This window comes from Thermostilla marina (genome assembly GCF_054657455.1).
On sequence record NZ_BAAHYR010000001.1, the window covers coordinates 4244775 to 4269528 of the forward strand.

Below are 24754 nucleotides of genomic sequence, written 5' to 3' on the forward strand. Positions count from 1 at the left end.
ACGCTTACCGCGAAGCGGCCTGCGGCGTTTTCGGCTGAATCCACCGGCGGCTCTCACTACGCCGCGGCCCCGGTTCGAAGAATCGTTGGCCCGGGCCGATGCGGTCGTAATCCCCCAACTCGGCACGGGCTTTGTCGACAAGATTCATCAAGCGGTCGACCACCTCGGGATGCTCGGCGGCGACGTCGTGTTTCTCCGAGATGTCTTCGACCAAATCGTAAAGCTGCGGTTCCGGAACGGCTTCCTGCATGCGGGCGGACCAACCGGTCCAAGGGGGATTCTTCGGTCGGGGCAACACGAGCTTCCAGCGCCCGCTGCGCACGGCTTGTAAGTGCACGAAAGAGTAATAATAGATTGCCTCGTGCGGCGAGGTCGCACCGGGCCTTCCCGTCAACAAAGGCGTCAGATCGCGTCCGTCGATGACGCGATCGCCCGGAATCGCCGCGCCGGCCATGGCCGCAAAGGTAGGAAACAAATCGAACACGGCGACAGGTTCCCGGCACACGACGCCGGCGGGCACGGTCTGCGGCATCCAAAAGATGCACGGCACGCGAACCCCGCCTTCCCAGGTCGTCATCTTGTATCCGCGCAAAGGCGTCGCGCGACCGTAATGGTCGTCCTTGGGCGTTTTGCCGGCCAGGTGTTTTTCGACCCACGGTCCGTTGTCCGAGGCTAAGACGACGAGCGTATTCCGGTCGATCTTCAATTCGCGCAACGTGTTCAGTATTTCACCGAGCGACCAATCCAACTCTTGCATCACGTCGCCGTACAGCCCGCGGTCGGAGCTGCCGCGGAACTCGGGACTCGCCCCCAGCACGACGTGCGCCATGTTGTGGGCCACGTACAGAAAAAACGGTTCGTCGCGATGTTCCCGAATCCAAGTCACCGCCTCTTGCGTGTAGCGACGAGTGAGCATGTCCATTTCGGACTGGTCGATCGAGGGATCGAGTGTTTCCATATTGCGCATGAGCTGGGCGCGATAGCGTCCGGCTTCGATCGTGCGAGTCGTTCCGTTATGCGACGGAGTCCCGAACCAATAGTCGAACCCCTGCGCGTTGGGCATGAGTTCTTTCGGCCACGTCCCCGGACGGTGTTCGCCGGCAAGATGCCACTTGCCGATGAGGGCCGTCGCATAGCCGGCTTGTTTGAGCAGCTCGGCGACGGTGATTTCCTGCGGATGCAAGACCGGATGCTGATGCTTGACGTTGCCGACCTCGCCGACGCGCATCGCGTAGCAACCGGTCATCAAGGCCGCGCGCGTCACGCCGCACACCGGATGGACATAGAAATCCGTGAACCGCATTCCCTCGGCGGCCATGCGGTCGATGTTCGGCGTCTGAAAACCTTTCGCTCCCTGCACGCCGATGTCGCCGTAGCCGACATCGTCCATCAGAAACACGATGAAGTTCGGACGACGTACATCCTCGGTCGGTTCATCGCTTACCGCCGTGCCTTCACCGACTAGACATAGTGCCGCACAGATGCAAGCCGGCAACCAACGCGGTCGAAAAACCATCGGGGGGACCTCCGTCGAAACCATAGAGCGATGGAGCACGGCGGGAAAAGCCGTCCGCCGTAACGACCGCTGCATTATAATCGACAGAGTTCACCGCGGCACGCCGTACTCGGGGAATCGATCTTGGACCGCCTGGACGGTGAACGACTCGTTTCGCATCGACTCCATCGCCAGCACGGCGGCTTCGGCGGCCTGAACGGTCGTGATGCAGGGAATTCCCAACGCGACGGCCATCGCGCGGATGCGGCCTTCGTCCGTTCGAGCACCGCGTCCGCTCGGCGTGTTGATCACCAGTTGGGTCTTCCCGTCGAGCATCACATCGAGCACGTTGGGATGGCCTTCCTTGATTTTCTTGACCCGTTCCACCTTGACGCCGGCTTCTTCCAGCCGGGCCGCCGTTCCCTTCGTCGAAATGATGCGATAGCCCATTTTTTCCAGACGGCGGGCCAGGTTCACGATCTGGTCTTTCGCCCGGTCGGCAACGCTCAGGAAAATCGTTCCTTCCCTCGGCAAAACGGTCCCCGCCGCAATCTGACTCTTGGCGAAGGCGATCGAAAATCGACTGCTGATGCCCATCACCTCGCCGGTCGACTTCATCTCGGGACCGAGTACGATGTCGACCCCGGAGAACTTGACGAAGGGGAAGACGGCCTCTTTCACGGACACGTTCGACGGCACCGGCTCTTTGAGCCATCCTTGCGCGGCCAGCGAAACGCCGACCATCACTTTTGCCGCCGCCTTGGCCAACGGGCAGCCGACGGCTTTCGACACGAACGGCACGGTTCGGCTGGCACGCGGGTTGACCTCGAGCACGTAGACTTGCGGACGCGTTTCTTTGCCCCGTTTCACGGCGTATTGCACGTTCATCAACCCGCGCACGTTCAACGCCTTTGCCAAGGCGTAGGTGGCTTCCTTGATTTCCTGCACGATCGGACCGGGCAGGCTGTAAGGCGGAATCGCGCACGCCGAATCGCCGGAGTGCACGCCTGCTTCTTCGATGTGCTCCATCACGCCCGCCACCAATACTTGTTCACCGTCGGCGATGGCATCGACGTCGACTTCGATGGCGTCTTCCAAGAATTGGTCGATGAGAACGGGTTGCCCCTCGGCCGCCAGGAACGCCTCGGTCACGAACTTCCGGAACTGGTTCATGTCGTAGCAGATTTCCATCGCCCGACCGCCGAGCACGAAACTCGGTCGCACCAGGACGGGAAAACCGACCTGCTCGACGGCGGCCAGGGCTTCGTCCATCGTCTTGGCGATGGCATTGGGCGGCTGCTTCAGGCCGACGCGGTCCAACAACTTCGCGAATTTTTCGCGGTCTTCGGCGTCTTCGATCGTATCGACGCTCGTCCCGACGATGGGCACGCCCGCGGTTTGCAGTGCACGCGACAAATTCAGCGGTGTTTGACCGCCGAACTGCACGATCACGCCGTCGGCTTGGATGCGGTCCTGGATGTTGAGAACATCCTCACACGTGAGCGGCTCGAAGAACAAGATGTCGCTGGTATCGTAGTCGGTACTGACGGTTTCCGGGTTCGAGTTGACCATCACCGACTCCATGCCCAACTCGCGCAAGGCGAAGCTGGCATGGCAGCAACAGTAGTCGAACTCGATACCCTGGCCGATTCGGTTCGGGCCGCCGCCGAGAATCATGATTCGTTTCTTGTCGGGCTTCTTCGGCGGTGTTTCATCTTCGTCCTCGTAAGTCGAATAGTAGTACGGCGTGTAGGCCTCGAACTCGGCGGCACAGGTATCGACGGCCTTGAACACGGGCACGATCCCGCGTTCTTTCCGCTTGCGACGGACCTCCATTTCGCCCATGTTCCACAAGTGGCCCAACTGGCGATCCGAAAACCCGTACCGCTTGGCTTCGCGCAACAGTTCGTCGTCGACCTCGTCGATATGCCGGTACGTCCGCAGCTTCTCTTCCATGTCGACGATCTGGCGGATATTTTCCAGGAACCACGGATCGATGGCCGTCAGTTCGTGGATTTCGTCGAGCGACATACCCGCCTTCATCGCGTAGCGGATGTACCAGATCCGCTGCGAGTTGGGATGTGAAAGCTTGTGGCGAATTTCGTCGATCGAGGGTTGCTGCGGCGTGCCCCAAAGGTCTTTGCCGTCGCACCCCAGGCCGAACGAACCGACCTCCAAGCCGCGCAAGGCCTTTTGCAGCGATTCTTTGAACGTGCGACCGATGGCCATCGTTTCACCGACGCTTTTCATCTGCGTCGTCAAGATTGGATCGGCCTCGGCGAATTTTTCGAAGGCAAACCGCGGCACCTTCGTGACGACGTAGTCGATCGTCGGCTCGAAGCAGGCCTTCGTTTCGCGGGTAATGTCGTTGGCCAATTCATGCAGGCGGTAGCCGACGGCCAACTTGGCGGCAATCTTCGCGATGGGAAAACCGGTCGCCTTCGAGGCCAACGCACTCGATCGGCTCACCCGCGGATTCATCTCGATGACGACCATGCGACCGGTCTGCGGATGAATCGCAAACTGAATGTTCGATCCGCCCGTATCGACACCGATCTCGCGAATCACGGCGATCGAGGCGTCGCGCATCCGCTGGTATTCTTTGTCGGTCAGCGTTTGGGCGGGCGCGACGGTGATCGAATCGCCGGTATGCACGCCCATCGGGTCGAAGTTTTCGATGGAGCAAATGATGACGACGTTGTCGTCGCCGTCGCGCATGACCTCCATCTCGAACTCTTTCCAGCCGATGACCGACTCTTCCAGAAGCACTTCGTTAATCGGTGAGGCGGCGAGCCCGCGGCTGACGAGTTCGTCGAACTGTTGTCGATTGTATGCAATGCTGGACCCCGTCCCGCCCAAGGTGAAACTCGGGCGCACCACGCACGGCAAGCCGATTTCTTCCAGCAGCTTGTGCGCTTCGTCGAGGTTGTGGACCGTCTCGCCCCGGCACACGTCGAGGCCGATTTTTTCCATCGCCAGGCGGAACTGGTCCCGTTCTTCGGCCTTGGCAATGACGTCGGCCTTGGCGCCGATCATCTCGACCCCGTATTGATCGAGCACGCCGTGATGGACGAGATCCATCGCCAGATTGAGTCCGGTTTGCCCTCCCAAGGTGGGTAGCAATGCGTCGGGACGTTCCCTTTCGATGATCTTGGCGACCGTCTCCCACTCCAACGGCTCGATGTAGGTTCGATCGGCCATCTCGGGATCGGTCATGATCGTGGCGGGATTCGAGTTGACGAGGACGACCTCGTATCCCTCTTCCCGCAATGCCTTACACGCCTGCGTTCCCGAATAGTCGAATTCGCAGGCCTGCCCGATGACGATCGGTCCGGACCCGATGAGCAGAATGCGATGGATGTCGGTTCGTCGTGGCACCGTGAATAACCTTTGTTCGTTCGAAGGCCGATTCCGAAGTAGGACACGTCGCAGGGCTACGCGCAGACACTCCCTTTTCGACGGCCACCCTCATTGGAGCGCAACCCCCTCGATCAAGTGAACCGGAGGGCCCCAAGCCGGAAACAGGCCAGCCGCCGTACCGCCCGCGCGGGTATAAAATCTCACCATGTTATCACTGATTCGGCGCCCGATTCAACCCGTTCCCCCTCAATAAGGGGAAACGATCGGCAAGGTCGCAAACGGTATCAGGCGTCGTCCGAGCGATGCCGTCCCGGCATTGCGTGCCGGCTGATCGCCTTTTCGAGCTTCGTATTGCGGGATAGAATCAAAGGCAGCCCTGGGCCCCGGTGCCTCCGATGCCCGAAACGTAGGCGTACCGGTTATGCCCCGCACGAGCCAGTAAGATCAAGATGGAGCAGGACGATGCCGCTCTTCGAGATTGAGACGCAGTCTCATATCGTTATCACATGGGCCGAAGACGAACACGCCGCCAAGGCGGTCGTTCAAGAAAACTATCCCCACGAGCAGATCGTGCGAACCACGAAGCGCCCGCGCGACACGTGGGTCATCTCCAAAGCGGCCCTCGGTATCACCGGCACGTTCGACCCCTGCAATGTCGCCCGCGAATGTCTCGCCAAGGCGGCCGGCGACAAAGTCCACGCGATTCGTTTATATATGCAGGAAACCGGCACCGACCTCGAACGGGCCAAAAAAGTGATCGAGTCGAACATGGTGATGGGCTGGTGACCGACCGGCAGCCGCCGGAACGTATGAACTACCCTCATCGCCGCAGCGCGTAACATGCGATCGCGCGCGGTCGATCAATCGCGCTGAAACAGCAGCTCACGTTCGATTTCTTCCAAGGTTCTTCCGCGTGTTTCGGGCAGGAATTTCGCCACGACCACGAACGAAACCACGCACATGATCGCGTATAAGCCGAAGGCCGTGCTCGGCCCGGCCCTCTCGTAGAGCATCGGTGCCGTCTGGCTGACGAGAAAGTCGGCCAACCACAGGGCCACGGTAGCGATTCCCATTGCTTGTCCTCGCGTACGGTTCGGAAAGATCTCGGCCAGCACCACCCACACCACAGGCCCCATGCCGATCGCGAATGCGGCGATGTAGGCCAATACGCCGATGAACACCAGGTTCGGCGACGGCTGCACGGCGAATACCCCGGCCAAAAATGCCAGCGCAAGAAACATGGCCGCCGACGTACACAACAAAAGCGGCTTGCGGCCCAACCGATCGATCACCAGCAAGGCGACGACCGTCACCGCCAAGTTCACTCCTTGCATGACCGCCGTGCGCAGCAGGGCCGTGGTATCGCTGGCCCCCGCGCTGGCGAAGATTTTCGGTGTGTAGTAAACGATCGCATTGATGCCGGTCACTTGCTGTAACACGGCCAAGGCGATCGCCAACCAGAGAATCGTGCGATAACCGGGAGAAAGCAGTTCTCGCCACGTTCCTTGCTCGGCGTTCATCGCTTCTTCGATTTCGGCGATTTCCCGATCGGCCGCCGAAGCCCCCGACACTCGAGCCAACACGCGGCGTGCCTCGTCGAGCCGTCCTCGTTTGACCAACCAACGGGGACTTTCCGGCACGAACAGCAGACATACGAAAAAGAAGATCGCCGGAAGGGTTTCCGAGGCAAACATCCAACGCCAGCCGACAGCGACGTTCCAGGCCTCGTCTCCGGCGCGGGCGATCTGCCAATTCACGATCGACACCACCAGCATGCCCGAGATGATCGCGATTTGGCACAACGTCACCAGGCTTCCTCGCAAGCGGGCGGGCGCCACTTCGGCAATGTAAGCCGGAGACAGCAATGCCGCCGCCCCGACGGCCAAACCGCCCAGCATGCGGGCAAACACGAACGGCCACAACGTATTCGGAAATGCCGAAGCCACCGCCGAGACGGCGAACAACACCGCCGTCAGGATCAGCATGCGTTTGCGACCGAAGCGATCGGCCAGGGGGCCGATGAACGCCGCTCCCACGGCACAGCCCAAAAGGACGTTCGCCACGGCCCACCCTTCGCCGTCCTCAGTCAGCGCCATGAACTGCTTCAGATAGCCGATGGCCCCCGCGATCACGGCGGTATCGTATCCGAACAACAGGCCGCCCAATGCGGCCACACCGGCCAAGAGCAATACGTAGCTGAAACTTCCCGAATCCTGAGCAGGTGCTCCGCTCGAATTACGGCCGTCGGCATCCGGTGTAGACATCGAATCCTCTCCGAATCAAAGCGGCGTGTGTGCACCGTTTCTTTTCGGTGCACAAAACCGGCATCCAAGCTACGAAGTCGCGGGGAGACACCGACGCTCGGCAGGACGTGAACGGCCTCTATCGTAACTCGGACGACCGCCGACACAAGTGATCGACCACGGGGGACACGCCCACACCCGAACGGCGGTCGGATATTGTCGACAAGACAACGACGGGCTACACTCATTAGACAAACGACGATGCATATCGGCCGCAGGCTGAGTTCTCTTGCGTCGTTCTGACCGGAACACCACGGCCATTGCTGCTTCGAGAAGAGGTCTAGGGGCAAACGACCGTCGGACGGTTGCACGCAGTTCTTACAGCGTTTAGCGTTCGGAGACGCACAAGGGTTCCTGTTTATGCCTCTGGATTCGAAGCCTAAGTCGACGTATCGGCCGGTCCTCGTGTTGCTGCTCACGTTGATGCTTGCCGGCGAGTTCGTCTTCGTCGGGTGGCTCAGTGCTCGCGGTGCGGACGAGGACGACCCGACGCTTCGTCGCATCGACGCAATCTACGCCGACATGCAGCCGCTCGAGTACGATCCGCCCGCCGATCGGTGGCAACGTCTTTCGCGAACGATCGATCGCTTACGATGCGGGCCCAAGCTGAAGGTCGTCATGCTCGGCGACAGCATCGTCAACGACACGAGTCGATCGGGCTGGGAAAAACTGGTCGAGCGGATGTATCCCCGCTGCCGGATCGAGAAAGTCAACTCCGTCCGCGGTTCGACCGGCTGCTGGTACTACCGCGATCCCGAGCAACTCGAGGCGTACGTTTTGCGGCACAAACCCGACTTGTTGATGATCGGGGGTATCAGCCACCGCAACGATATCGAGTCGATTCGCGCCGTGATTCGGCAGGTTCGCGAGGCGCTGGATCCGGATCCCGAAATCCTTCTGATGACGCCGGTGTTCGGGCCGACGGATCCTCGCGACGATCCCGCCTGGTCGTACGAAGTGCCCGACGACGACAGCTTTCGCGCCCGCCTCAAACGACTGGCCGAAGAAGAACAAGTCGAATTTCTCGACATGACCGGTCCCTGGGGACGCTACTTGCGCACGTGCGGCGAAGACATCCACTGGTTCAAGCGTGATTACATCCACGCGAACGCCAAGGGCGAGGCGATCCTCGGCCGCATTCTTGAACGCTACTTCGCCCCGAAAACGGAGCAACAGCCGTAGGCAAGGCCGTTGCAGGCCGAGGCCGATCCGTCTCGTTGCTCGACCGCCGATCGACGAAGGTCGATTCGCTTTCGTATAATACGGCCGAACGACGCGCCGCGCGGCCGTTCGAGTTTCTGCCGCCGGCCGGTCGTTTCCACCGTTGTCGCAAGGTCGCAACGGGATATCCGATTCCCAGGAAAACACGAACAGGAGGCCGTCTCATGCGTATTCTGATGCTCGTCGGAGATTACGTCGAAGACTACGAATGCATGGTGCCGTTCCAAACGCTGCAAACGGTGGGCCATTCGGTCGATGCCGTGTGTCCCGGCAAGAAAGCAGGAGAACAAGTCCGCACGGCCGTGCACGACTTCGACGGCGCCCAGACGTATTGCGAGTTACGAGGCCACAACTTCACGCTCAATGCGACCTTCGACGAAGTCGATCCGGCCGGATACGACGCGCTGCTGATTCCCGGCGGCCGCGCACCGGAGTACCTTCGGCTGAATCCTCGCGTCATCGAGATCGTCAAGCACTTTGCCGAAAACGACAAGCCGATCGCCGCAGTCTGTCACGGTCCGCAACTGCTCGCTGCGGCCGGTGTGCTGAAAGGTCGCAAGTGCAGTGCGTATCCGGCGGTCGGTCCCGAAGTGACGGCGGCCGGAGGCGAGTACATCGAGATTCCGCTCGATCGCGCCTTGGTCGACGGTAAACTCGTCACTGCGCCGGCCTGGCCCGCGCATCCCGAATGGCTCTCCAAATTCTTGAAAGTCCTCGGCACGCAAATCACCCTGTAGTCAAGCGGCGGGCGGGGGAAGTGCGACGACGACCGACATCGACCGAGAGACGTGCCGTGCGTCTCTCGGTCGCCTCATGATTTCATCCTTCCAAATTCCCGCGAGGGCTCCCCCATGTCGCTTCGCCTTGCCGTATTGTCCGTGATTTTCACCGGCGTCGCCGCGATTACTCCTACCTTTGCTGCCGAATCGACGGAGCGTCCGAACGTCGTCTTGGTGATCGTCGACGACTTGCGTCCCGAGCTGGGATGTTACGGTTGCGATCACATCCATTCGCCCAATATCGATCGGTTGGCCGAGCGCGGCATGCGGTTCGATCGGGCATACGTACAGATGACTTTCTGCAATCCGAGTCGGACGTCCTTTCTGACCGGCATGCGTCCCAATCGCACGCGGGTCTACAGCAACAACGTCTATTACCGGCAGATGCTGCCCGAGATTGAAACGCTGCCGCAGCTCTTTCGTCGGGCGGGCTATTTTACCGCCGGCTGCGGCAAGATCTTTCACGGGCACGATCCCGACGACGATGCCGCCACCTGGGACTTGACCGCCGGATTGAAGACCACCCCCGAAGGTCGCTGCAAGATCAAACGCAATCTCACCGACGGCCGTGTCCGATGGTGTTGGTGGGGAATGGCCGAAGGCGACGACGAAGACCAGCCTGACGGCCAGATCGCCCGCTTCGGCACCGAGTTTCTCGCAAACCGCCCCAAGGATAAACCTTTCTTCCTCGCGTTGGGATTCCACAAGCCGCACGACCCGTTCGTCGCACCGAAGAAGTACTTCGACCTGTATCCGCCCGAGTCGATCCGTATTCACCGCGATCCCGACGACATGTCGCCCACGCTCGACGCCGCGTTGGGGGGATGGAAACGTGAGTTCGCCAAATTCACCGACCGCGAAAAACGCGAGTTTCTCCGCGCGTATTATGCGTGCACCAGCTTTACCGACGCCCAGTGGGGCAAGGTAGCGGCCGAGTTGGATCGCCAAGACTTGTGGAACGATACCATCGTCGTATTCATTGCCGACCACGGTTACCATCTGGGTGAACGCGGTTGGTGGAACAAGAATACCCTGTTCGAATACTCCGCCCGCACGCCGCTTTTGGTGTGGAAGCCGGGCATGAAAGCCGCCGGAAAACCTTGCGCGTCGATCGTCGAGTTCGTCGATATTTTTCCGACTTTGCAGGAGCTTTGCGGACTCCCCGAAACCGACCACCGCTTGGACGGCAAGAGTTTCGCCGCGCTGCTCGATGATCCGACATTACCGGGCAAAGAGGCTGCCTTCTCACAAAACCCCTATCCCGGCTATTCGGTGCGTACCGATCGTTGGCGATTGGTGTTGTGGAACGACGGCGCCGCCGGTGTCGAGTTGTACGATCACCGGCAGGATCCGGGCGAATGGCACAATCTAGCCGACGATCCGCAATACCGCTCACTCATCGACACGTTGGCGGCACCGCTGCATCGAATGTACGGCGAGGGGCCGCAGCGACCGATTCCGCCCAAGGCCGAACAACAGGCAAAATGAGTGTCGCCGCCTGTCACCGCCACTGCCGCACGCCGGAGCGATCGGGTACGATTACACACGATTCGCCGACGGTGTGAGGACGCCGCCGCGATGACACCTCCGTTCCTCGATCTTCCGTCAATCGGCCGGTGCGTACCATGAACGAATTCGACCTTTCCGACGACAACACCCCCGTTGCACGACTTCGGCAAGCCGTGGCCGAATTCGCCGATCAGCGCGACTGGGGGCGCTTCCACACGCCCAAAAACCTGGCCATGTCGTTGGCGATCGAAGCGGCCGAGCTGATGGAACATTTCCAGTGGCTCACACCGGAGCAATCCGACGTGATCGCACGCGACGCCGTGAAAAAAGAAGCCGTCGGAGAAGAGTTGGCCGACGTCCTGTGTTATGCGTTCGCATTGGCCAATCGACTACAGATCGACATCGCCTCGACCGTCGCAGCGAAACTGAAAAAGAATGCCGCGAAATATCCGGTCGAAAAGTACCGCGGCTACTTCGGACCGGACGATCCTTCCATTCGATCGCCGTCTGAATAGTCGGCTGTGGCACTCGCCCGCGGCCGGCAATGAGCGCATCGCGGACTTATCGGCGTCCGAAATCGTGCACGCTCATCGAGGGCCGACTCGACGACTCGTCTTGCTGCGGCGTTTCGGCTAGTACATGGTTCGCCGCGCCAACGCCGCATAGCGCGAAGGATTTTGACGGAAGCGGGCCAAATGGTCCGCACTGGAGAACATATAGAGTCGGCCGTCATAGACAACACAGTATTCGGTAACCCCCGCGGTCGATTGCCGGCCGTCCAAGAACGCCACCGGGTCCAATCCCGACAAGACGGGAGCGTACCGATCCGGATTGGCAAGGAACTTTTGCTGCTGCTCCGGTCCCGACATCAGGTAGGTCCGCCCGCGATGCTCGACCGCCCACCGTTCGTCGCCGAGCACCCAACGCTCATTTTCGACCAACTCGACGGGACAATAGCCGTCCACCCCGGGCGTCGCCGGTAAAACCGCGGCCGGTTGTTCGGCGATCGGTTGCGGGTGCGGTTGCGCTTGTTCCGCCCAATCACCCACGGCCTGGGGAGCCGTCGCCTGGAAGCCGGTCGGCCGGGCAGGCGCAGGAGCAGGCACGTCGGTGGGAACATTCCACGGGATCGGCTGGACCTCCGGTACCCACTTTGCTGTACTCGATTTGTTCGCGGGCGTTTGCGTCAACGACGGCCTCGGCCCCAATTTCGGAACCCCCAACTCCGTGTCGATACGCGGCTGGGCAGGCCCGAAGGAGTCGGGAACCATTGCCTGACCGAACGGAACCTGCAACGGAACGCTTGCCGGAATTTCACGATCGTTTCGCGGTACGTTGAGAGCCGGCAGGACGGGATCGGACGGCAACCGACTCATCGGTTCGACGTTCGGTTGCGGCTGCGATTCCGGTGCCGCCGGTTCCGGTGAAACCGGGGCAGCGGGGACGACGGGGCCGGCCGGCGCCGGCTGCGATTCGACCGGTGCCGGTTGTGCGGCCGGGGCGGCCGGTTCAAATTCGAACGGTGCGGGCTCACCGACCGCCGGAGGAGCCGGCTCGGGAGAAGGTTGTACCGACGGAGCCGGGGTTGCCGGAACGTCGCCGGGCACCACCGGCGAAACAGGCACTTCAGGAGGCGCCATCATCGAGTCGGGCAGCAGCCCCGGACTCGGACGCGGCACGACCGGTTCGACCTCTTCCACCGGAAGTTGAGGCGGCGGACTTCCTTGCGGACGACGGATCGTCTCGGCCCCGATCGCCTGCGGGAAAGAGGTGTCCTTCCGCGTTTCACCCGGCCACGGACGCCAGTGCGTCGGATAGTGCCCGAAATAACTCACGTTCGCCGCACAATCGGGACACCCGGCGACGACCACGCCGCCGGAGTGGAGGTGCCGGTGTCCGCCGGCATGAACCGGAAGCGGCAGGAACACCATCGACAACAGGATCAAACCGCCCACCCACACACGTCGATCACACATCCCCCCGACGTGTGCCGTTCGCTCATTCCTGCCGTTGTTCATGTACCGGTTCCTCGTGGTACCAGGTGCAAACATCGATTCGATCTCCTGATGTTCCGCAACGGCAAAGTCTCGCGCTTCGCCGTCCGGGAAAACATGCCCGTCAATCGATTGTTCGGTCGTCCTTTTTCGAATTCGTCGGATTACCGTCTCACTGCCTCATCCGAGAACGGTTTGTTCCGGCTTGATTTCACTCGTTGCAAACGTCGTGCGTGGTTCGACTAGAACCCGCTCAGGCCGCGGTCGCTGTTGACGTATTTCACGTTTCGCACGGTCGATGCACCGAGCGAGGTGAAGGCGAAGATCCGCTCGAACGGGGCCACCATCTTGTCGACCCACGTGTTGAACGCAATCATTTCGTCGTGGGCGATGAACACCCGGTCCCCCGGCAACAACTGGTAGTTCGTCGACGTGTCCCCGCCCCGAGTGATCGCCTCCCAATCGACCGGCAAGATCTGCTCGCATCCGTTCTCCGCCGGAGACGGACGCGCCACCCAGATCTTCTTGCTCGACACCTGCGATATGCCGCCCACCTGGGCAATCGCGTCCAACACCGTCTCGTTGCCCGTGCAGGGCAATCGCACCACCGAATCGTCTTCCGCCGGCCCCGCCGTGATCACGTAGTACACCTTGCTGTTGTACGCCGCCACGTCCAACGACACCTCGGGACTGTCCAAAAATCGGCTCAAGTGCCGCTCGATCGCCTCGCGGGCCTCGGGAAGCGTCATCCCCGCCACATACACCGCCCCGTACTGACGCAAGTTGATCGTCCCGTCGGGGCTCACCAGGTACGTCCCCGTGATCGGCTGCAAACCGCTCGCCCGCGCAAGCTGCACCGAAACCTCCGGCGCCTTGAGGATCTGCCGCAAGTGGGCATCGATCGCCCAGCGGGCCTCCTCCAACGTCATCCCGACCACCCGCACCGAGCCGTAGGCCGGACCGAGATTGATCGTCCCCTCCGACTCGACCATGAAATACCCGTTGATCGGCTGATCCAACAACGTCCCCAACACATCGATCTGGAGCACGTCGTAGACCTCCAGCCGATACGGCGGCAACGGGACCATCTTCTGGACCTCGATCTGGACGATGTCCGGCGGTTCCAGACGATAGGCCGGCAGCGAGACCTTGGCCAGCTCCCGCGGCGGCTCCACCGCCGGCGGCTGCGTGCCCTGCTGTTGGAAGGCCTGATGGTAGTTCACCGCCTGACAACCGACCGTCGCGGCCAGCAACACGGCCACACACACCGAAGCGGCGAAGGGATGTCGAAAGCCGATCATGGTTGGGCGTACCCCGATTGAACCCATGTCTGGTGCCGAACACACAACTCGACGCAGTCTGCTTTTCTTGAACAGACCACGCAGATTACGAAACTTGCCTGCCGGACACGTTTTCCTCACCCCCTGTCAGGGGCTATTCGACCGTCATCGACGACGGCGCGGCACGACCGGCATAACCAGTGCTGTCGGAATAATCGGCAAACCTTACCAGCAACTTTTCCGATTCTTCCCGTTCCGGTCGTTTTGAGAGAATCTCTCCGCCAATCCGCCCCAAAACTGCAACGCCTTGATTTCGGTCGGAACGTCAACAAAGATGAACTCTTTGGGCAGTGAGACTTCCCCCTGAAGCAGGGAGCTCCCGGCAATCCCTCGTCAACCGCTTCCGCGGAGAGCACGATCCGTCATGCAGGCATCCGCCGCTAAACGCTGGAAACCCAATTGGCCGTTGATTCTCGTTTCAATTGCGGTGGTGGCGGTACTCGTCTTCGCCGTTCGATGGTGGCACGGCAAGCAGCTCGGCGAAACGACAGAGCGAATCCTGGCTCGGGCCGAAGCAGCCGAGCAAGCTGCGGAAGAAGCCAAAGCGCAGGGCGACCGCGAGACGTACGCCAAGCAATTGTCCGAGGCCGTCCGAAACTACGATGAATATCTTCGCATGCGCCCGGGGGACTCGCAGGTTCGCGTACGCTTGGCCCTTGCCGTTTACGCCCAATTTCTCAACTCACCCGACAACGCGCAGCTTGCGCACAATGCGTATCAAACGCTGCGTATCGCAGCCAACAAGGTTCCCGACAACGAGGATGTCCTGGAAGGCCTGGCAGATTTGGCCGTTCGCTTGCGCATTTGGGATGCCGCCGAAGGCTACCTCGACACGCTCTTGGAACGCCGACCCGACGATCCGAAGTTGCGATTGAATCGCGCACGTTGCCATCTGGCTCTCGCTCGCGAAACGGAAGCCGTAGCGGAGCTGCAAGAGGTCATCCGACGCCGCCCCGACTGCTTGGAAGCCTACGTGCTGCTGGCCCAAACGTACCGGAGCGAAGCGTTGCGCGACACGGAGTCGGCCGAAGCCGTCATCGACGCGATGGTGGCCAACAATGCGGATGTGCCCGCGGCGTTGACGCAGCGTGCAGCCTATTACGTGTGGGTCGCCGAAACCACCTCGATACCACAAGAACGAAAGCAAGCCCTCATTCGGGCTCGCGCCGATTACGAGGCCGCGTCGAAGTCCGGCTTGGGCCATGATCTGGAAACGATTCTCGTCGGATTCGCCTTGGCATTACACGAGGGCGACCTCGAAAAAGCCTCGACCCTGTTGGCTGAAGCCCGCAAGAACGCCCAGAACGACCAGCGGGTATTGACCGCCGAATTGAAGTTGGGCGAAGAAACCGGCGATCACGACTTGGTGGCGACGGCCTTGTCGAAGTTGGCCGACCGTGATCCAAAACACCTGATCGATCTGGCCGAAGTCTACCTTCAACGGCGGCCCCCCGATCTCGAAGCCGCCAACGACGTGCTCGATCGAATGCGTCAGGCCGGATTCGAGCGAACCGTCCTCGAATTCTGGACGGCAAAAATCGCAGCGGCACGCGGTGAAATCGACACGGCGATTCAAACGTACGAACGATTATGGCTCCAATCGGTACAGAACCCGCACCTGCGATTGGAAGTCGGTCGCGGGCTGGCCGAATGCCATGCTCGACGCGGTTGGTGGGATCGCGCCTTGGGAATCTACGAAGTGCTACTGCGCGATCATCCGTCGTCGCTGCTGCTTCGGGCCAATCACGCTTTGGCGTTATACCATCTGAATCGTTTTGAGGCTGCCCTGCGCGAGTTGGATGATCTGGCCGCGACACAGGGCGAAAGCTGGCTCGTACGCCAGCCGGCGTTGGCGGGTGCACGACTGCGTTGCCTGGCGGCGGCGGTCGGCCGTCGTCCCCTCGACGCAACCTTGCGCAAGCGATTCGGCGAAATCTACCGACAGGTCGAAAAGGCCGGAAGCGTGCCGCCGGTGCGACTGCGAATCTTACACGCCGAATACCTGGCCGCCTTGGGCGAAGTGGACAAGGCACTGGCCGACCTCGATGCTGAGTCGTCCGACGCTCAAGCCTCCGGCACCGCGTCCGACGATTCGAAGGCACTATTGCCGATCGCAAAAGCCAAGATCCTCTGCGCGGCCGGTCGCGTCGACGAGGCCTTCGACGTGCTTGAAGCCGGTAAGGCCGAGGCCGACGATTCGGCCGCCTTCCTTCGCGCCGAAATCAGCGCGACGGCATACCTCGACCCTTCCCAAGCCGAAGAACGTCTCGCGCACATCGAACGTTCTCTGCAAGAACTCGATGACACCGTGCAGGCCGATTTATTGCGTTTGACGGCAGCCGCTTACCTTCGCGCAGGCGATTTGGATGCCGCGAAGACCTGCTGGGAGCGTGTTGCCACACTCGATCCCCAAGACATCGAAACGCGACGCCTGTTGCTGGAGCTGGCGCGTGAGCAAGGTGACATCGAGGCGATCGAACGACGTGCCCAAGAGATCGCCGACTTAGCCGGCGAGTCATCCGCAGCGGCCGCCTACGCCGAGGCCGTCCGATCGCTGGCTCTCGCGCAGCGTGCCGATTCGCCCGCTGCACGCAACGAACACGTCTCCCGTGCCCGCGAAATGCTGGAACGAGTCGAGAAACTACAACCGGGCTGGAACGAAACGCGACGTCTTCAAGGCGACTGCGCGCTGCTGACAGGCGACTTGGAAGAAGCGGTACGCTTGTATGGTGAGGTCTACTCGCAAGGGTTGCTCTCGGGGCGGATGGTCGAGCGTCTCGTTCGGCTGTTGTTCGTGTTGGGCCGGTTTGACGAGGCCCGCTCGATTCTGGCCTCACTGCCCGAACAGCGGCTTTCGTCGGGGATGAAAAAAATCGACGCCGAGCTTTTGTTGCGGTCGGGCGCCCCGCAAGCGGCCGTCGAAACAGCCAAGACAAGCCTCGGCGATTCGCCCGCGCCGATCGAGCTACTTTGGTACGGTCGCCTTACCGCCCGCGTCGGCCGCTTGGACGAATCTATCGATGCATTCCGCCGTCTCGTCGACCTGGCTCCCGACTGGCCCGACGCTTGGGCGGGCCTGATCGGCGTCTTGGCTCAAGCGGGCAATCGCGACGAAGCCTCGGCGGCCCTGGAAAAGGCCGAGGCACACCTGAATGACATTGCGCTCGATCGCGTTCGGGCGGTCGCCTGGGAAATCTTGGGGAACCCGCGTGAAGCGGCGGCGGCCTACGACCGCCTGCTCAAACAATCACCCGACGATGTGACCTTGCTGCGCCGCGCGGCGGCCTTCGACATGCGACGCGGCGCCGTCGATGACGCTCAAACCAAACTTCGCCGTGCTTTCCAACTTGCCGAACGCGAAAGTGACCACGGCACTCTGATTCGCGCCGTGCGCCGCGAATTGGCGGCGGCCTTGGCGGCATCAAACGATTACCGAGCGTTCCAACAATCCCGTTCCCTCATCGAAGCGAACCTGAACGAAGAGACGACCGACATCGACCGGATCGTGCTGGCCCGTCTTCTAGCCGGCAGACCCGAGCGCCGTTTCCGCAATGAGGCGGTCGAACTGTACGAAACGATCCGTCGTCGCCTGGGCGGCCTGCCCGCGGAAGACCGTTTCCGCTTGGCGGTGCTCTACGACGAATTGAATCGGTGGGGCGATTGCCGCGTCGAAATGATCGCGCTGCTCGAAACGGACCCACAGAATCCGTTGTACTTGACGACCTTTTGCCGCCGGTTGATCGAGCATAACGCCCCCAAGGAAGAAATCACGCCCCGATTGGAAGCCCTCCGCAAGCTGCAACCGAACAATCCTTCGACGACCGCGTTGGAAGTTCGTCTGGCTGTTCGAGACGGCGACCGCAACAGGGCTGTTGCCCTACTCGACGACCTGATCGCGAGCACCGATGAATCGCGCAAACTATCGGTCTTGGCCGCCTGCGCCGATCTCGCCGAACAGCTCGAGCTGTACGATGCGGCGGAACGCTATCTGCGTCGGGCAGCCGAATCTCAACCCCAAGCGGCGTTGTCGTTGGCGGCCTTCTTAGGGCGTCGAGGCCGTACCGAGGAAGCCCTCGACCTGTGTGACACATTGAAAGAAAGCATCCCTCTCCCGCTTTTACTGAAGACGGTCGTCGGCACGGTCAAATACACACGTCAAATTCCCGAGCCGATTGCCGAACGCATCGAAGCCTATCTCGCCGAGGCGAAAGAAAAGCTCCCCGGCGACAAGGTCGTTCCCCTACAAGAGGCCAACTTCTACCATCATCTAGGCGAGTACGATCGGCTCGTTCCTCTGTACCGTGAGATTCTCAAGCGTGACGACCTGACCCCGTTGGAGTTGGCGACGGTGCAAAACAACATGGCTTATGCGTTGGTCGTCACCGATGGAGGTGCCGACGAAGCCCGTACCTTGATCGAGCGGGCGATCGACCATCTCGGCCCGTCGGGCGACCTTTGCGACACGTTGGCCTTGGTGCAAATCCGTCAGGGTGCTTATGCCGATGCCGTCGTCACGGCACGCCGGGCACTCTCAGAAGCCGAATCGACGCTGGCTCGCTTCCACCTGATCCACGCCCTGTGGCTGTCGGGCGACAAGGTCGCCGCAGCCGCCGAATTGGATGCCGCCCGCGAGGATCCCCGATTCGACGTCGGCGAAATCCCGCCTCCGGAACGCGATGCGTTCGAATCCCTGATCCGGCAAATCGAGGCCGCCGATTTCGACGAAAGCTCGGCGGAATCGGCCCCGAAGTAAGACCGATCGACGCTCGGAATTCGCGTCTTTTCATCGTGATCCGACGGTCGCGAGGGGATTTTTCCATATCCGGCGACCTAGTCGTGCAGCGACAGAAATCGCTTCGAACTGCTCTTGCCCGATTCGGCGAAAATGCGATATGCTCCGGAACAAGTCGAGGCCGATTCGAGGGTTCGACGGCGTTCTTCAAGCAAGTGCAGAACGGACGTCCAAAAGCCGACAAATCGACCTTGACCGCCTCGGCGAAAAGTCCTAACCTTTCGCCCTACGAACGAAACAATGATCGTCGTGCGGCGTGCGGAACATCCTCGAACACGCCGAATAGACATCGACAAACCACGCGTCATCCACGTGGATGGGTTCGCATTGGGGCGCCTTCCGGCGAAACCCGCGAACCGCGAAGCCGACCGGAGGCATGGAGGCTTTTCCAGGCGGCTTCGGGCATAACCGAGAGGGATTCCCCCAAACGCACGGCGCCGAAGGTGCGCCTAGGCAACGGGAATCCGACGGCAATCGGCGGTCCAAACACGGGCCGCAACAATCCAATCGCTCCCGGAAACGTCATGTGTCCTCCGCCCCCCTGGGACGCCGCCTTTCCGGGGGCCTTTTTTCTGCGCTCACTGTCGCGAGGACAAAAGACACACGCCGGAAGCCCTTTATTTGTCGGCGTCGGGCATCAGCCACCGCTTGGCGAATGCAACGTACTGTTGCCAGTCGTACAACGTCAGGTCGTGTTTGCCGGTGCGGATATGATATCCGATGCGTCCCATGACGGGCTGATCGACCGGCGGCATCTCGTCGACCGGCAGTCCTTCACCGATAAGCAACCGATACACGGGGTCGGCCGCTTTCGCCGCCAAAAATTCGCCGTGCGGATCGGCCCACAAGTCCTCCGACGCGCTGGCAATGTACACGGGTCGCGGTGCGATCAACGCGATCAATTCGTGCTGATCGACCGGCAGAGCGTCTTCGTTGTCGTTGTAACGATTGAAGTTATCGCAAAACCAGTGCGGGAAGACGGTATTGATCCGCGCGACCGTCTCGCCGAATCGGCGACGGCTCAAGGCTGCACCGCCGCACCCGGAATCGTTCGAAATGACCAGCGCGAATCGCGGATCGGAGGCTCCCGCCCAAAGCGCCGTCTTTCCCAAACGCGAATGGCCCAAGACCGCTACGCGGCGATGATCGATGTCGTCGTCGGTCTCGAAATAGTCCATCGCTCGGCTCAAGCCCCAGGCCCACGCGCCGATCGAACCCCATTCGTCCGGTGCCGGTTTCGTTTGTCCCGGTTTGTAGAACAGCGGATGAACGCCGTTTTGAAAACCGTCATCGAAGTCGGGATCGATGTCGCCGTAATAGATGGTTGCCAGTCCGAAGCCGTTCTCCAAGATGTACTCCACCGGCCATCGCGACGCGCTGACACCCCGCGACGCCTCGGTCGCGCGATGATCGACGACGCCCGGCGTCTTGTCGCGCATCCACGACGTCGATAGCGTGATTCCCGGATCGGAATGGATCGCGTGATTCCCCGAGAAGTTGAGTCCGACGAAAACCGGCACGGGCCGCTTCGCCTGTTTCGGCAAATAGATCAAGATATCCATCCACGGACCCTCATCCTTTTTCGCCGAAAAATACACGCGGACTTCGCGCCGGACGGCCTTCCCTTCCAATGCGTCGTCGGCCGTCGAACGGACGCGAAAACTCATTTCCGGCGGACGCGGCGGCATCTTGCCGTACACTTCCGACTCGAACAATGCCAGCAATTCGGGGCGGCGTTTCTCGAACCAGGTCTTCGCATCCCGGACGGGGGTACCGTCTTCGCACACCAGCGGATCGGGAAGCTCGTACTTCGGCACCTTGGCCTCGTCATAATTCGTTCCCGGCGGCGCGGCTGTCGCCGCAACGCCCATCGCTGCAAGCACGACCAAGATTGCTGCGGTCCGGTATGAAATCCACTTACCGTCGTGTCTCATGGCACATCTTCCCCCACAAGCGAGGTTGACAAATGTTCCAACCGTACCGGTGCTCACCATCCTAATCACCGATAAGCCCCGAAGAAAGAATTTCCGCCTCGTCGGCCGCCGTTCGACCGCCTGCAACGTCGAGGCATGTTACCCCACCGATCACGACGGCAACGTGGGCCGCGTCAGAAACCTTCCGCGGGCGCCGGGCGATTCCTATTCCGCACTTCCGCTACGACCGAAACAGCTTCTCAAAAAACCCCTCCCAAAGAGTGCGGAGCGGTTTGGCATGTTGCCTTTTTGCGACGTATAGTTTCGGCAACCCGGGGTGTTTACCCCACACACCGAACCGTTGCAAACCGCACAATCCCACCCATCGCCCCACCACGCATGACGGAAACATCGCCTGTGCCGGAATCTGTGCGTTTCACACCGGTCGCTCAAAGTTTCACCCGTGCAACACGCCTGTTGCTGACGACGACGGCGTTGCTCGCTTGGTGCTTACCCGGTGCCGCCGCCGCAGCACCAAAACAAAAGCACACGGACAATCGCGTAGCACCGGCCGAGTCGTTCGCCGGACGGCTTCCTCTAGATCCGAACACACGAGCAAGCGAATCGTCTTCGACGTCGGTGCAATCCGCCGACGAATCGGCCGACTTGTCTCGGAACGTCGATTGGGGCTCGCCCGAAGAAGTCCTGCAACAAGTTCGCGGCCTGGAACGGCGGATGCTCCGTGACGGCTTGGACGGCCGCTGGGACGATTTCAGCTACCTGGAGGCCGCCTTGATCGCCGGGGGTGTTGCCGACCGCGAGCAGCTCGATGCCTATCGCGTGCGTTTCGAATCGCACGCACAGGCACTTCGCGATGCAGGCGTCGAGCGATTATCCGTCCGCCAAAGGGCGAAAGCGGTGTTCGAGTACATGTACGCCCATATCACGACGTCGGGATACCGTCTGCAAGCCTCGTCTCCCGCGCAGGTACTCGACGACGGGCAATTCAACTGCGTCACCGGCAGTTTGATCTTTCGCTATCTCGGCGAGTCGGTCGGGCTGGTCGTAACGAACATCCAACTTCCCTCACACGCCTACTGTCGCGTTACGACACCGGAAGGCCCCTTGGTCGTCGAAACGACCTGCGCCCGCTGGTTCGAACTCATCGAAGGTCGCGATTCGGCCGAGGTGTGGCAAGAACTGCGCGACAAGTGGCTCAAACGCAGCGGTACCGAAAACGAATCGGCAACTCTCGCCCGGGCCGTCACACCGGTCGAACTGGTAGGTACGATCTACTACAACCTAGGCGTCGACTTACTGCTCGACGGACACTTTGCCGATGCCGCAGCGGCCAACCGCAAATCGCTTCTGCTCGATCCGGACAACCGGACGGCTAGGGAAAACCTGCTGGCCACGCTCAACAACTGGGCGATCTCACTGGCCTCGCAGGAAAATGTCTCGGGAGCGGTTCGCTTGATCGAAGAGGGATTGCGTTGCGACAACCGCTATCCGCCGTTGGTTCGCAATTATCTTCAACTGCAACGCCGTCAAGTCGCCGCGCTTTGCGATCAAGGCCGTTTCGACGACGCCCGCCGACTCGTCGAACAGGCCGGTCGTCTTCTTCCGCAGAATTCGCTGGCCGAACTCGTCTCGCAAGTCGAATCGCGGGAACGGACGGAAAGCGCCGTCTCGTTCTAAGACCACCGCCCGAACAAACGGCACAAGCGTCGGCAGGCTTCTCCCGGCCCCGCGCACCTCGGACTTTTCGATTTGACTCCCCCCGGATTGTGACCTAGGTTTTCGTTGGTGAGCCTAAACAATCACCAGATCGGGGGGCAATACAAAAAGCGTCCTTGTCTAAGAGGGGTGCGTGATCTACGCCCCTTCGTCGACCGACGATTTGCCGAACACGGCGACCGGATCGATTTGTCTCGCGGTTTCGGCATCCCCGCAACGGAAATCGAGCGAGAGATTCCGCGCCGCGACACGGGCCGAGGACCCTTCTGCGAGCACAAACTGTGAATGCGGCTCCGGCGGTGCATCTGCGCAAAGGATGCCCACGGTGCCGCAACGGCATCGTCGATAGTCCGGGAGAATCGAGCAATGGAAACGTTATTGGCCAATTCGGTGTTCCGCGGCGATTCGGGAGTTCCGGCAATCGACGCAGAATCGGCCGTGCCGGTTGAAATCCGCTCGCAGGTCCGCGGCCTCGTGCTTTCGGTCTATGATCCCGCGGAACTGGAAGAACGGCGCTGTGAACAACGGTTTCCGTTTCCTTTTTTGATCCGAATCTCCCCGGTAGGCGATCAAGGAACGTCGCCCATCGGCCCGGCGAGCGTCGTCGTCGGCAAGTCCATTTCGGAGGCAGGCCTGGGATTCTACCATCCGAAGCCTTTGCCCTACCGGCGGGTCATCGCCACCCTTGACACCGGCGAACGTCGATTGAGCCTACTGATGGATTTGCGATGGTGTCAATTCACGCGGCACGGGTGGTACGAAAGCGGCGGTCGATTTCTGTCGATCGTCGACGATCCGTCCGACCATCCGGAGATTTGAGCAACAAATCAGAAAACGTCCTTCGACGCCCGTTGCCTTGCTTCGTGAGTCGCGCCTGCGACGGCCGAGATCGCCGCGGCAACGGGAGCCCCCACGCGTCCACCACGAGAGGGCCCGCCGACCGCCCGGATTCACTCCGATCCGCGGCGGTCGGTTCCTTTGTCGGCGCGGGCGTCTTGCCCTGGACGGTTTCGGGGCGAACAATGCCCCTTGTGAACACTCGTCGTTTTCGTAGTGACGAATCGATCGGAACGACCATGTCGAAAAAAGCTTGTGAAGAAGGCCTGCCCCCGGAACGAACGAAGGACGCAAAATTCAAGTGCAAGGACTGCGGTCGCTATGCCGCCAAGAAAAAGCACCTCTGCGCTCCCAAAAAGCTCAAGACCAAAAAGTAACCGCGCCGCGTTACCGTAGGAAATAATGGCGGATCGACCTTCAAGCCCACATGTTGCATCTCGCGAGGAGAACGGCAGTCCGTTCGACGCTTTCCTGCTCGTCTCGTTCGGCGGGCCGGAATGTGCCGACGATGTGATGCCGTTTTTGGAACGCGTGGTCGCCGGAAGAAACGTGCCGCGTGAACGCCTCGAAGAAGTCGCCGAGCATTATTACCACTTCGGCGGCCGAAGCCCGATCAACGACCAGAATCGAGCGTTGTTGAAGGCACTGACCGATGAGTTTGCCCGCCGTAATCGGCCGCTCCGTTGCTACCTGGGCAACCGGAATTGGCATCCGCTCTTGGAAGAAACGCTTTCCGAGATGGCCGAGGCCGGCATTCATCGCGCGGCGGCATTCATTACTTCGGCCTTTGGGTCGTATTCGGGATGTCGGCAATACCTGGAAGATATCGCCCGCGCACGCGCCGCCGTGGGAGACAAGGCACCGGCTATCGACCGGTTGCCGCTTTGCGGACTGCATCCCGGTTTCATCGACACAATGGTCGATCGCGTGCAAGAGGCGCTTCAGCGGTTAACCGATTCGGCACCATCCCAAGTGCGATTGGTCTTCACCGCCCACAGCATTCCGCTTGCGATGGCCGAGACGAGCCCGTATTGCGATCAATTGCGCGAGGCGTGTCGTCTCACTGCCGAACGAGTCGGAATCGAATCGTGGGAATTGGTATACCAAAGCCGCAGCGGCCCGCCCCACGTTCCGTGGCTGGAACCCGACATCCTCAATCATTTACGCGCGATTGCGGCCGAATCACCTGAAACAGCCGTGTTGCTTTGCCCGATCGGGTTTCTCTCGGATCACTTGGAAGTCTTGTACGATTTGGACGTGGAGGCTGCGACTGTCGCGTCGGAATTGGGGATTCCGCTGGTGCGAGCCGAAACGGCCGGAACGCATCCCCGTTTCGTCACGATGATCGCCGATATGGTTGACGACCTGGCCGCAGGTCGCACTTCGCCGAGCGCCGGTACGATTCCGGCATGTCCCCTTGTGTGCCCGGCGGACTGCTGCCCTCCTCCGCGTCGTCCCTCACGTTCGTGAGGTA

General features: G+C 61.0%; 15 protein-coding genes. 9 read left to right on the forward strand and 6 right to left on the reverse strand.

The genetic code is table 11. The features are described 5' to 3' along the window. Positions 1–4: 4 nt before the first annotated feature. Positions 5–1516, reverse strand: a complete 1512-nt coding sequence (locus ACYQ2I_RS15375) for a sulfatase family protein (protein ID WP_460167913.1) — start codon at positions 1514–1516, stop codon at positions 5–7. A gap of 90 nt (positions 1517–1606) precedes the next feature. After that, positions 1607–4873 (reverse strand): carbamoyl-phosphate synthase large subunit, encoded by a 3267-nt coding sequence (gene carB, locus ACYQ2I_RS15380; RefSeq protein WP_460167914.1) that lies wholly within the window; start codon positions 4871–4873, stop codon positions 1607–1609. A 444-nt stretch (positions 4874–5317) separates the two neighbouring features. Between carB and ACYQ2I_RS15385 the strand changes: the two genes are divergently transcribed. Then, positions 5318–5641 carry a DUF6793 family protein gene (locus ACYQ2I_RS15385; protein WP_460167915.1) on the forward strand — a complete coding sequence of 108 codons (324 nt, stop codon included), beginning with the start codon at positions 5318–5320 and terminating at the stop codon, positions 5639–5641. A gap of 74 nt (positions 5642–5715) precedes the next feature. On the opposite strand, the gene ACYQ2I_RS15390 is transcribed toward ACYQ2I_RS15385, so the two are convergent. After that, positions 5716–7119 carry a sugar porter family MFS transporter gene (locus tag ACYQ2I_RS15390; RefSeq protein WP_460167916.1) on the reverse strand — a complete coding sequence of 468 codons (1404 nt, stop codon included), beginning with the start codon at positions 7117–7119 and terminating at the stop codon, positions 5716–5718. A 399-nt stretch (positions 7120–7518) separates the two neighbouring features. On the opposite strand from ACYQ2I_RS15390, the gene ACYQ2I_RS15395 reads away from it, so the two are divergent. The 4 genes from ACYQ2I_RS15395 to ACYQ2I_RS15410 all read left to right on the forward strand — a co-directional run bounded on the left by ACYQ2I_RS15395 (position 7519) and on the right by ACYQ2I_RS15410 (position 11182). Then, a complete protein-coding gene (locus tag ACYQ2I_RS15395) occupies positions 7519–8340 on the forward strand; it encodes an SGNH/GDSL hydrolase family protein (protein ID WP_460167917.1) in 822 nt (273 codons plus the stop codon). A gap of 203 nt (positions 8341–8543) precedes the next feature. Continuing rightward, positions 8544–9116 carry a DJ-1/PfpI family protein gene (locus ACYQ2I_RS15400; RefSeq protein WP_460167918.1) on the forward strand — a complete coding sequence of 191 codons (573 nt, stop codon included), beginning with the start codon at positions 8544–8546 and terminating at the stop codon, positions 9114–9116. 114 nt (positions 9117–9230) lie between these two features. Continuing rightward, positions 9231–10646 carry a sulfatase gene (locus tag ACYQ2I_RS15405; RefSeq protein WP_460167919.1) on the forward strand — a complete coding sequence of 472 codons (1416 nt, stop codon included), beginning with the start codon at positions 9231–9233 and terminating at the stop codon, positions 10644–10646. A gap of 137 nt (positions 10647–10783) precedes the next feature. Continuing rightward, positions 10784–11182 (forward strand): nucleotide pyrophosphohydrolase, encoded by a 399-nt coding sequence (locus tag ACYQ2I_RS15410; protein ID WP_460167920.1) that lies wholly within the window; start codon positions 10784–10786, stop codon positions 11180–11182. Positions 11183–11299: 117 nt separating this feature from the next. Here ACYQ2I_RS15410 and ACYQ2I_RS15415 read toward each other — a convergent pair whose 3' ends face one another. Continuing rightward, the gene (locus ACYQ2I_RS15415; protein ID WP_460167921.1) at positions 11300–12685 is read right to left on the reverse strand and encodes a hypothetical protein; all 1386 of its coding nucleotides are present in this window, start codon (positions 12683–12685) and stop codon (positions 11300–11302) included. A 218-nt stretch (positions 12686–12903) separates the two neighbouring features. Further along, a complete protein-coding gene (locus ACYQ2I_RS15420; RefSeq protein ID WP_460167760.1) occupies positions 12904–13962 on the reverse strand; it encodes a polysaccharide biosynthesis/export family protein in 1059 nt (352 codons plus the stop codon). A gap of 403 nt (positions 13963–14365) precedes the next feature. Here ACYQ2I_RS15420 and ACYQ2I_RS15425 point away from each other — a divergent pair, with 403 nt between their 5' ends. After that, on the forward strand, positions 14366–18754 hold the full coding sequence (locus ACYQ2I_RS15425; protein ID WP_460167922.1) for a tetratricopeptide repeat protein: 4389 nt from the start codon (positions 14366–14368) through the stop codon (positions 18752–18754). A gap of 656 nt (positions 18755–19410) precedes the next feature. On the opposite strand, the gene ACYQ2I_RS15430 is transcribed toward ACYQ2I_RS15425, so the two are convergent. Continuing rightward, positions 19411–20727 (reverse strand): glucuronyl esterase domain-containing protein, encoded by a 1317-nt coding sequence (locus tag ACYQ2I_RS15430; RefSeq protein ID WP_460167923.1) that lies wholly within the window; start codon positions 20725–20727, stop codon positions 19411–19413. A gap of 396 nt (positions 20728–21123) precedes the next feature. Between ACYQ2I_RS15430 and ACYQ2I_RS15435 the strand changes: the two genes are divergently transcribed. The 3 genes from ACYQ2I_RS15435 (at position 21124) to ACYQ2I_RS15445 (ending at position 24750) form a co-directional block, all read left to right on the forward strand. Then, positions 21124–22404 carry a tetratricopeptide repeat protein gene (locus tag ACYQ2I_RS15435; protein WP_460167924.1) on the forward strand — a complete coding sequence of 427 codons (1281 nt, stop codon included), beginning with the start codon at positions 21124–21126 and terminating at the stop codon, positions 22402–22404. Between the two features lie 405 nt (positions 22405–22809). After that, a complete protein-coding gene (locus ACYQ2I_RS15440; protein ID WP_460167925.1) occupies positions 22810–23262 on the forward strand; it encodes a hypothetical protein in 453 nt (150 codons plus the stop codon). A 420-nt stretch (positions 23263–23682) separates the two neighbouring features. Next, positions 23683–24750, forward strand: coding sequence for a ferrochelatase (locus tag ACYQ2I_RS15445; protein WP_460167926.1), 1068 nt, complete (start codon positions 23683–23685; stop codon positions 24748–24750). Positions 24751–24754 lie beyond the last annotated feature (4 nt).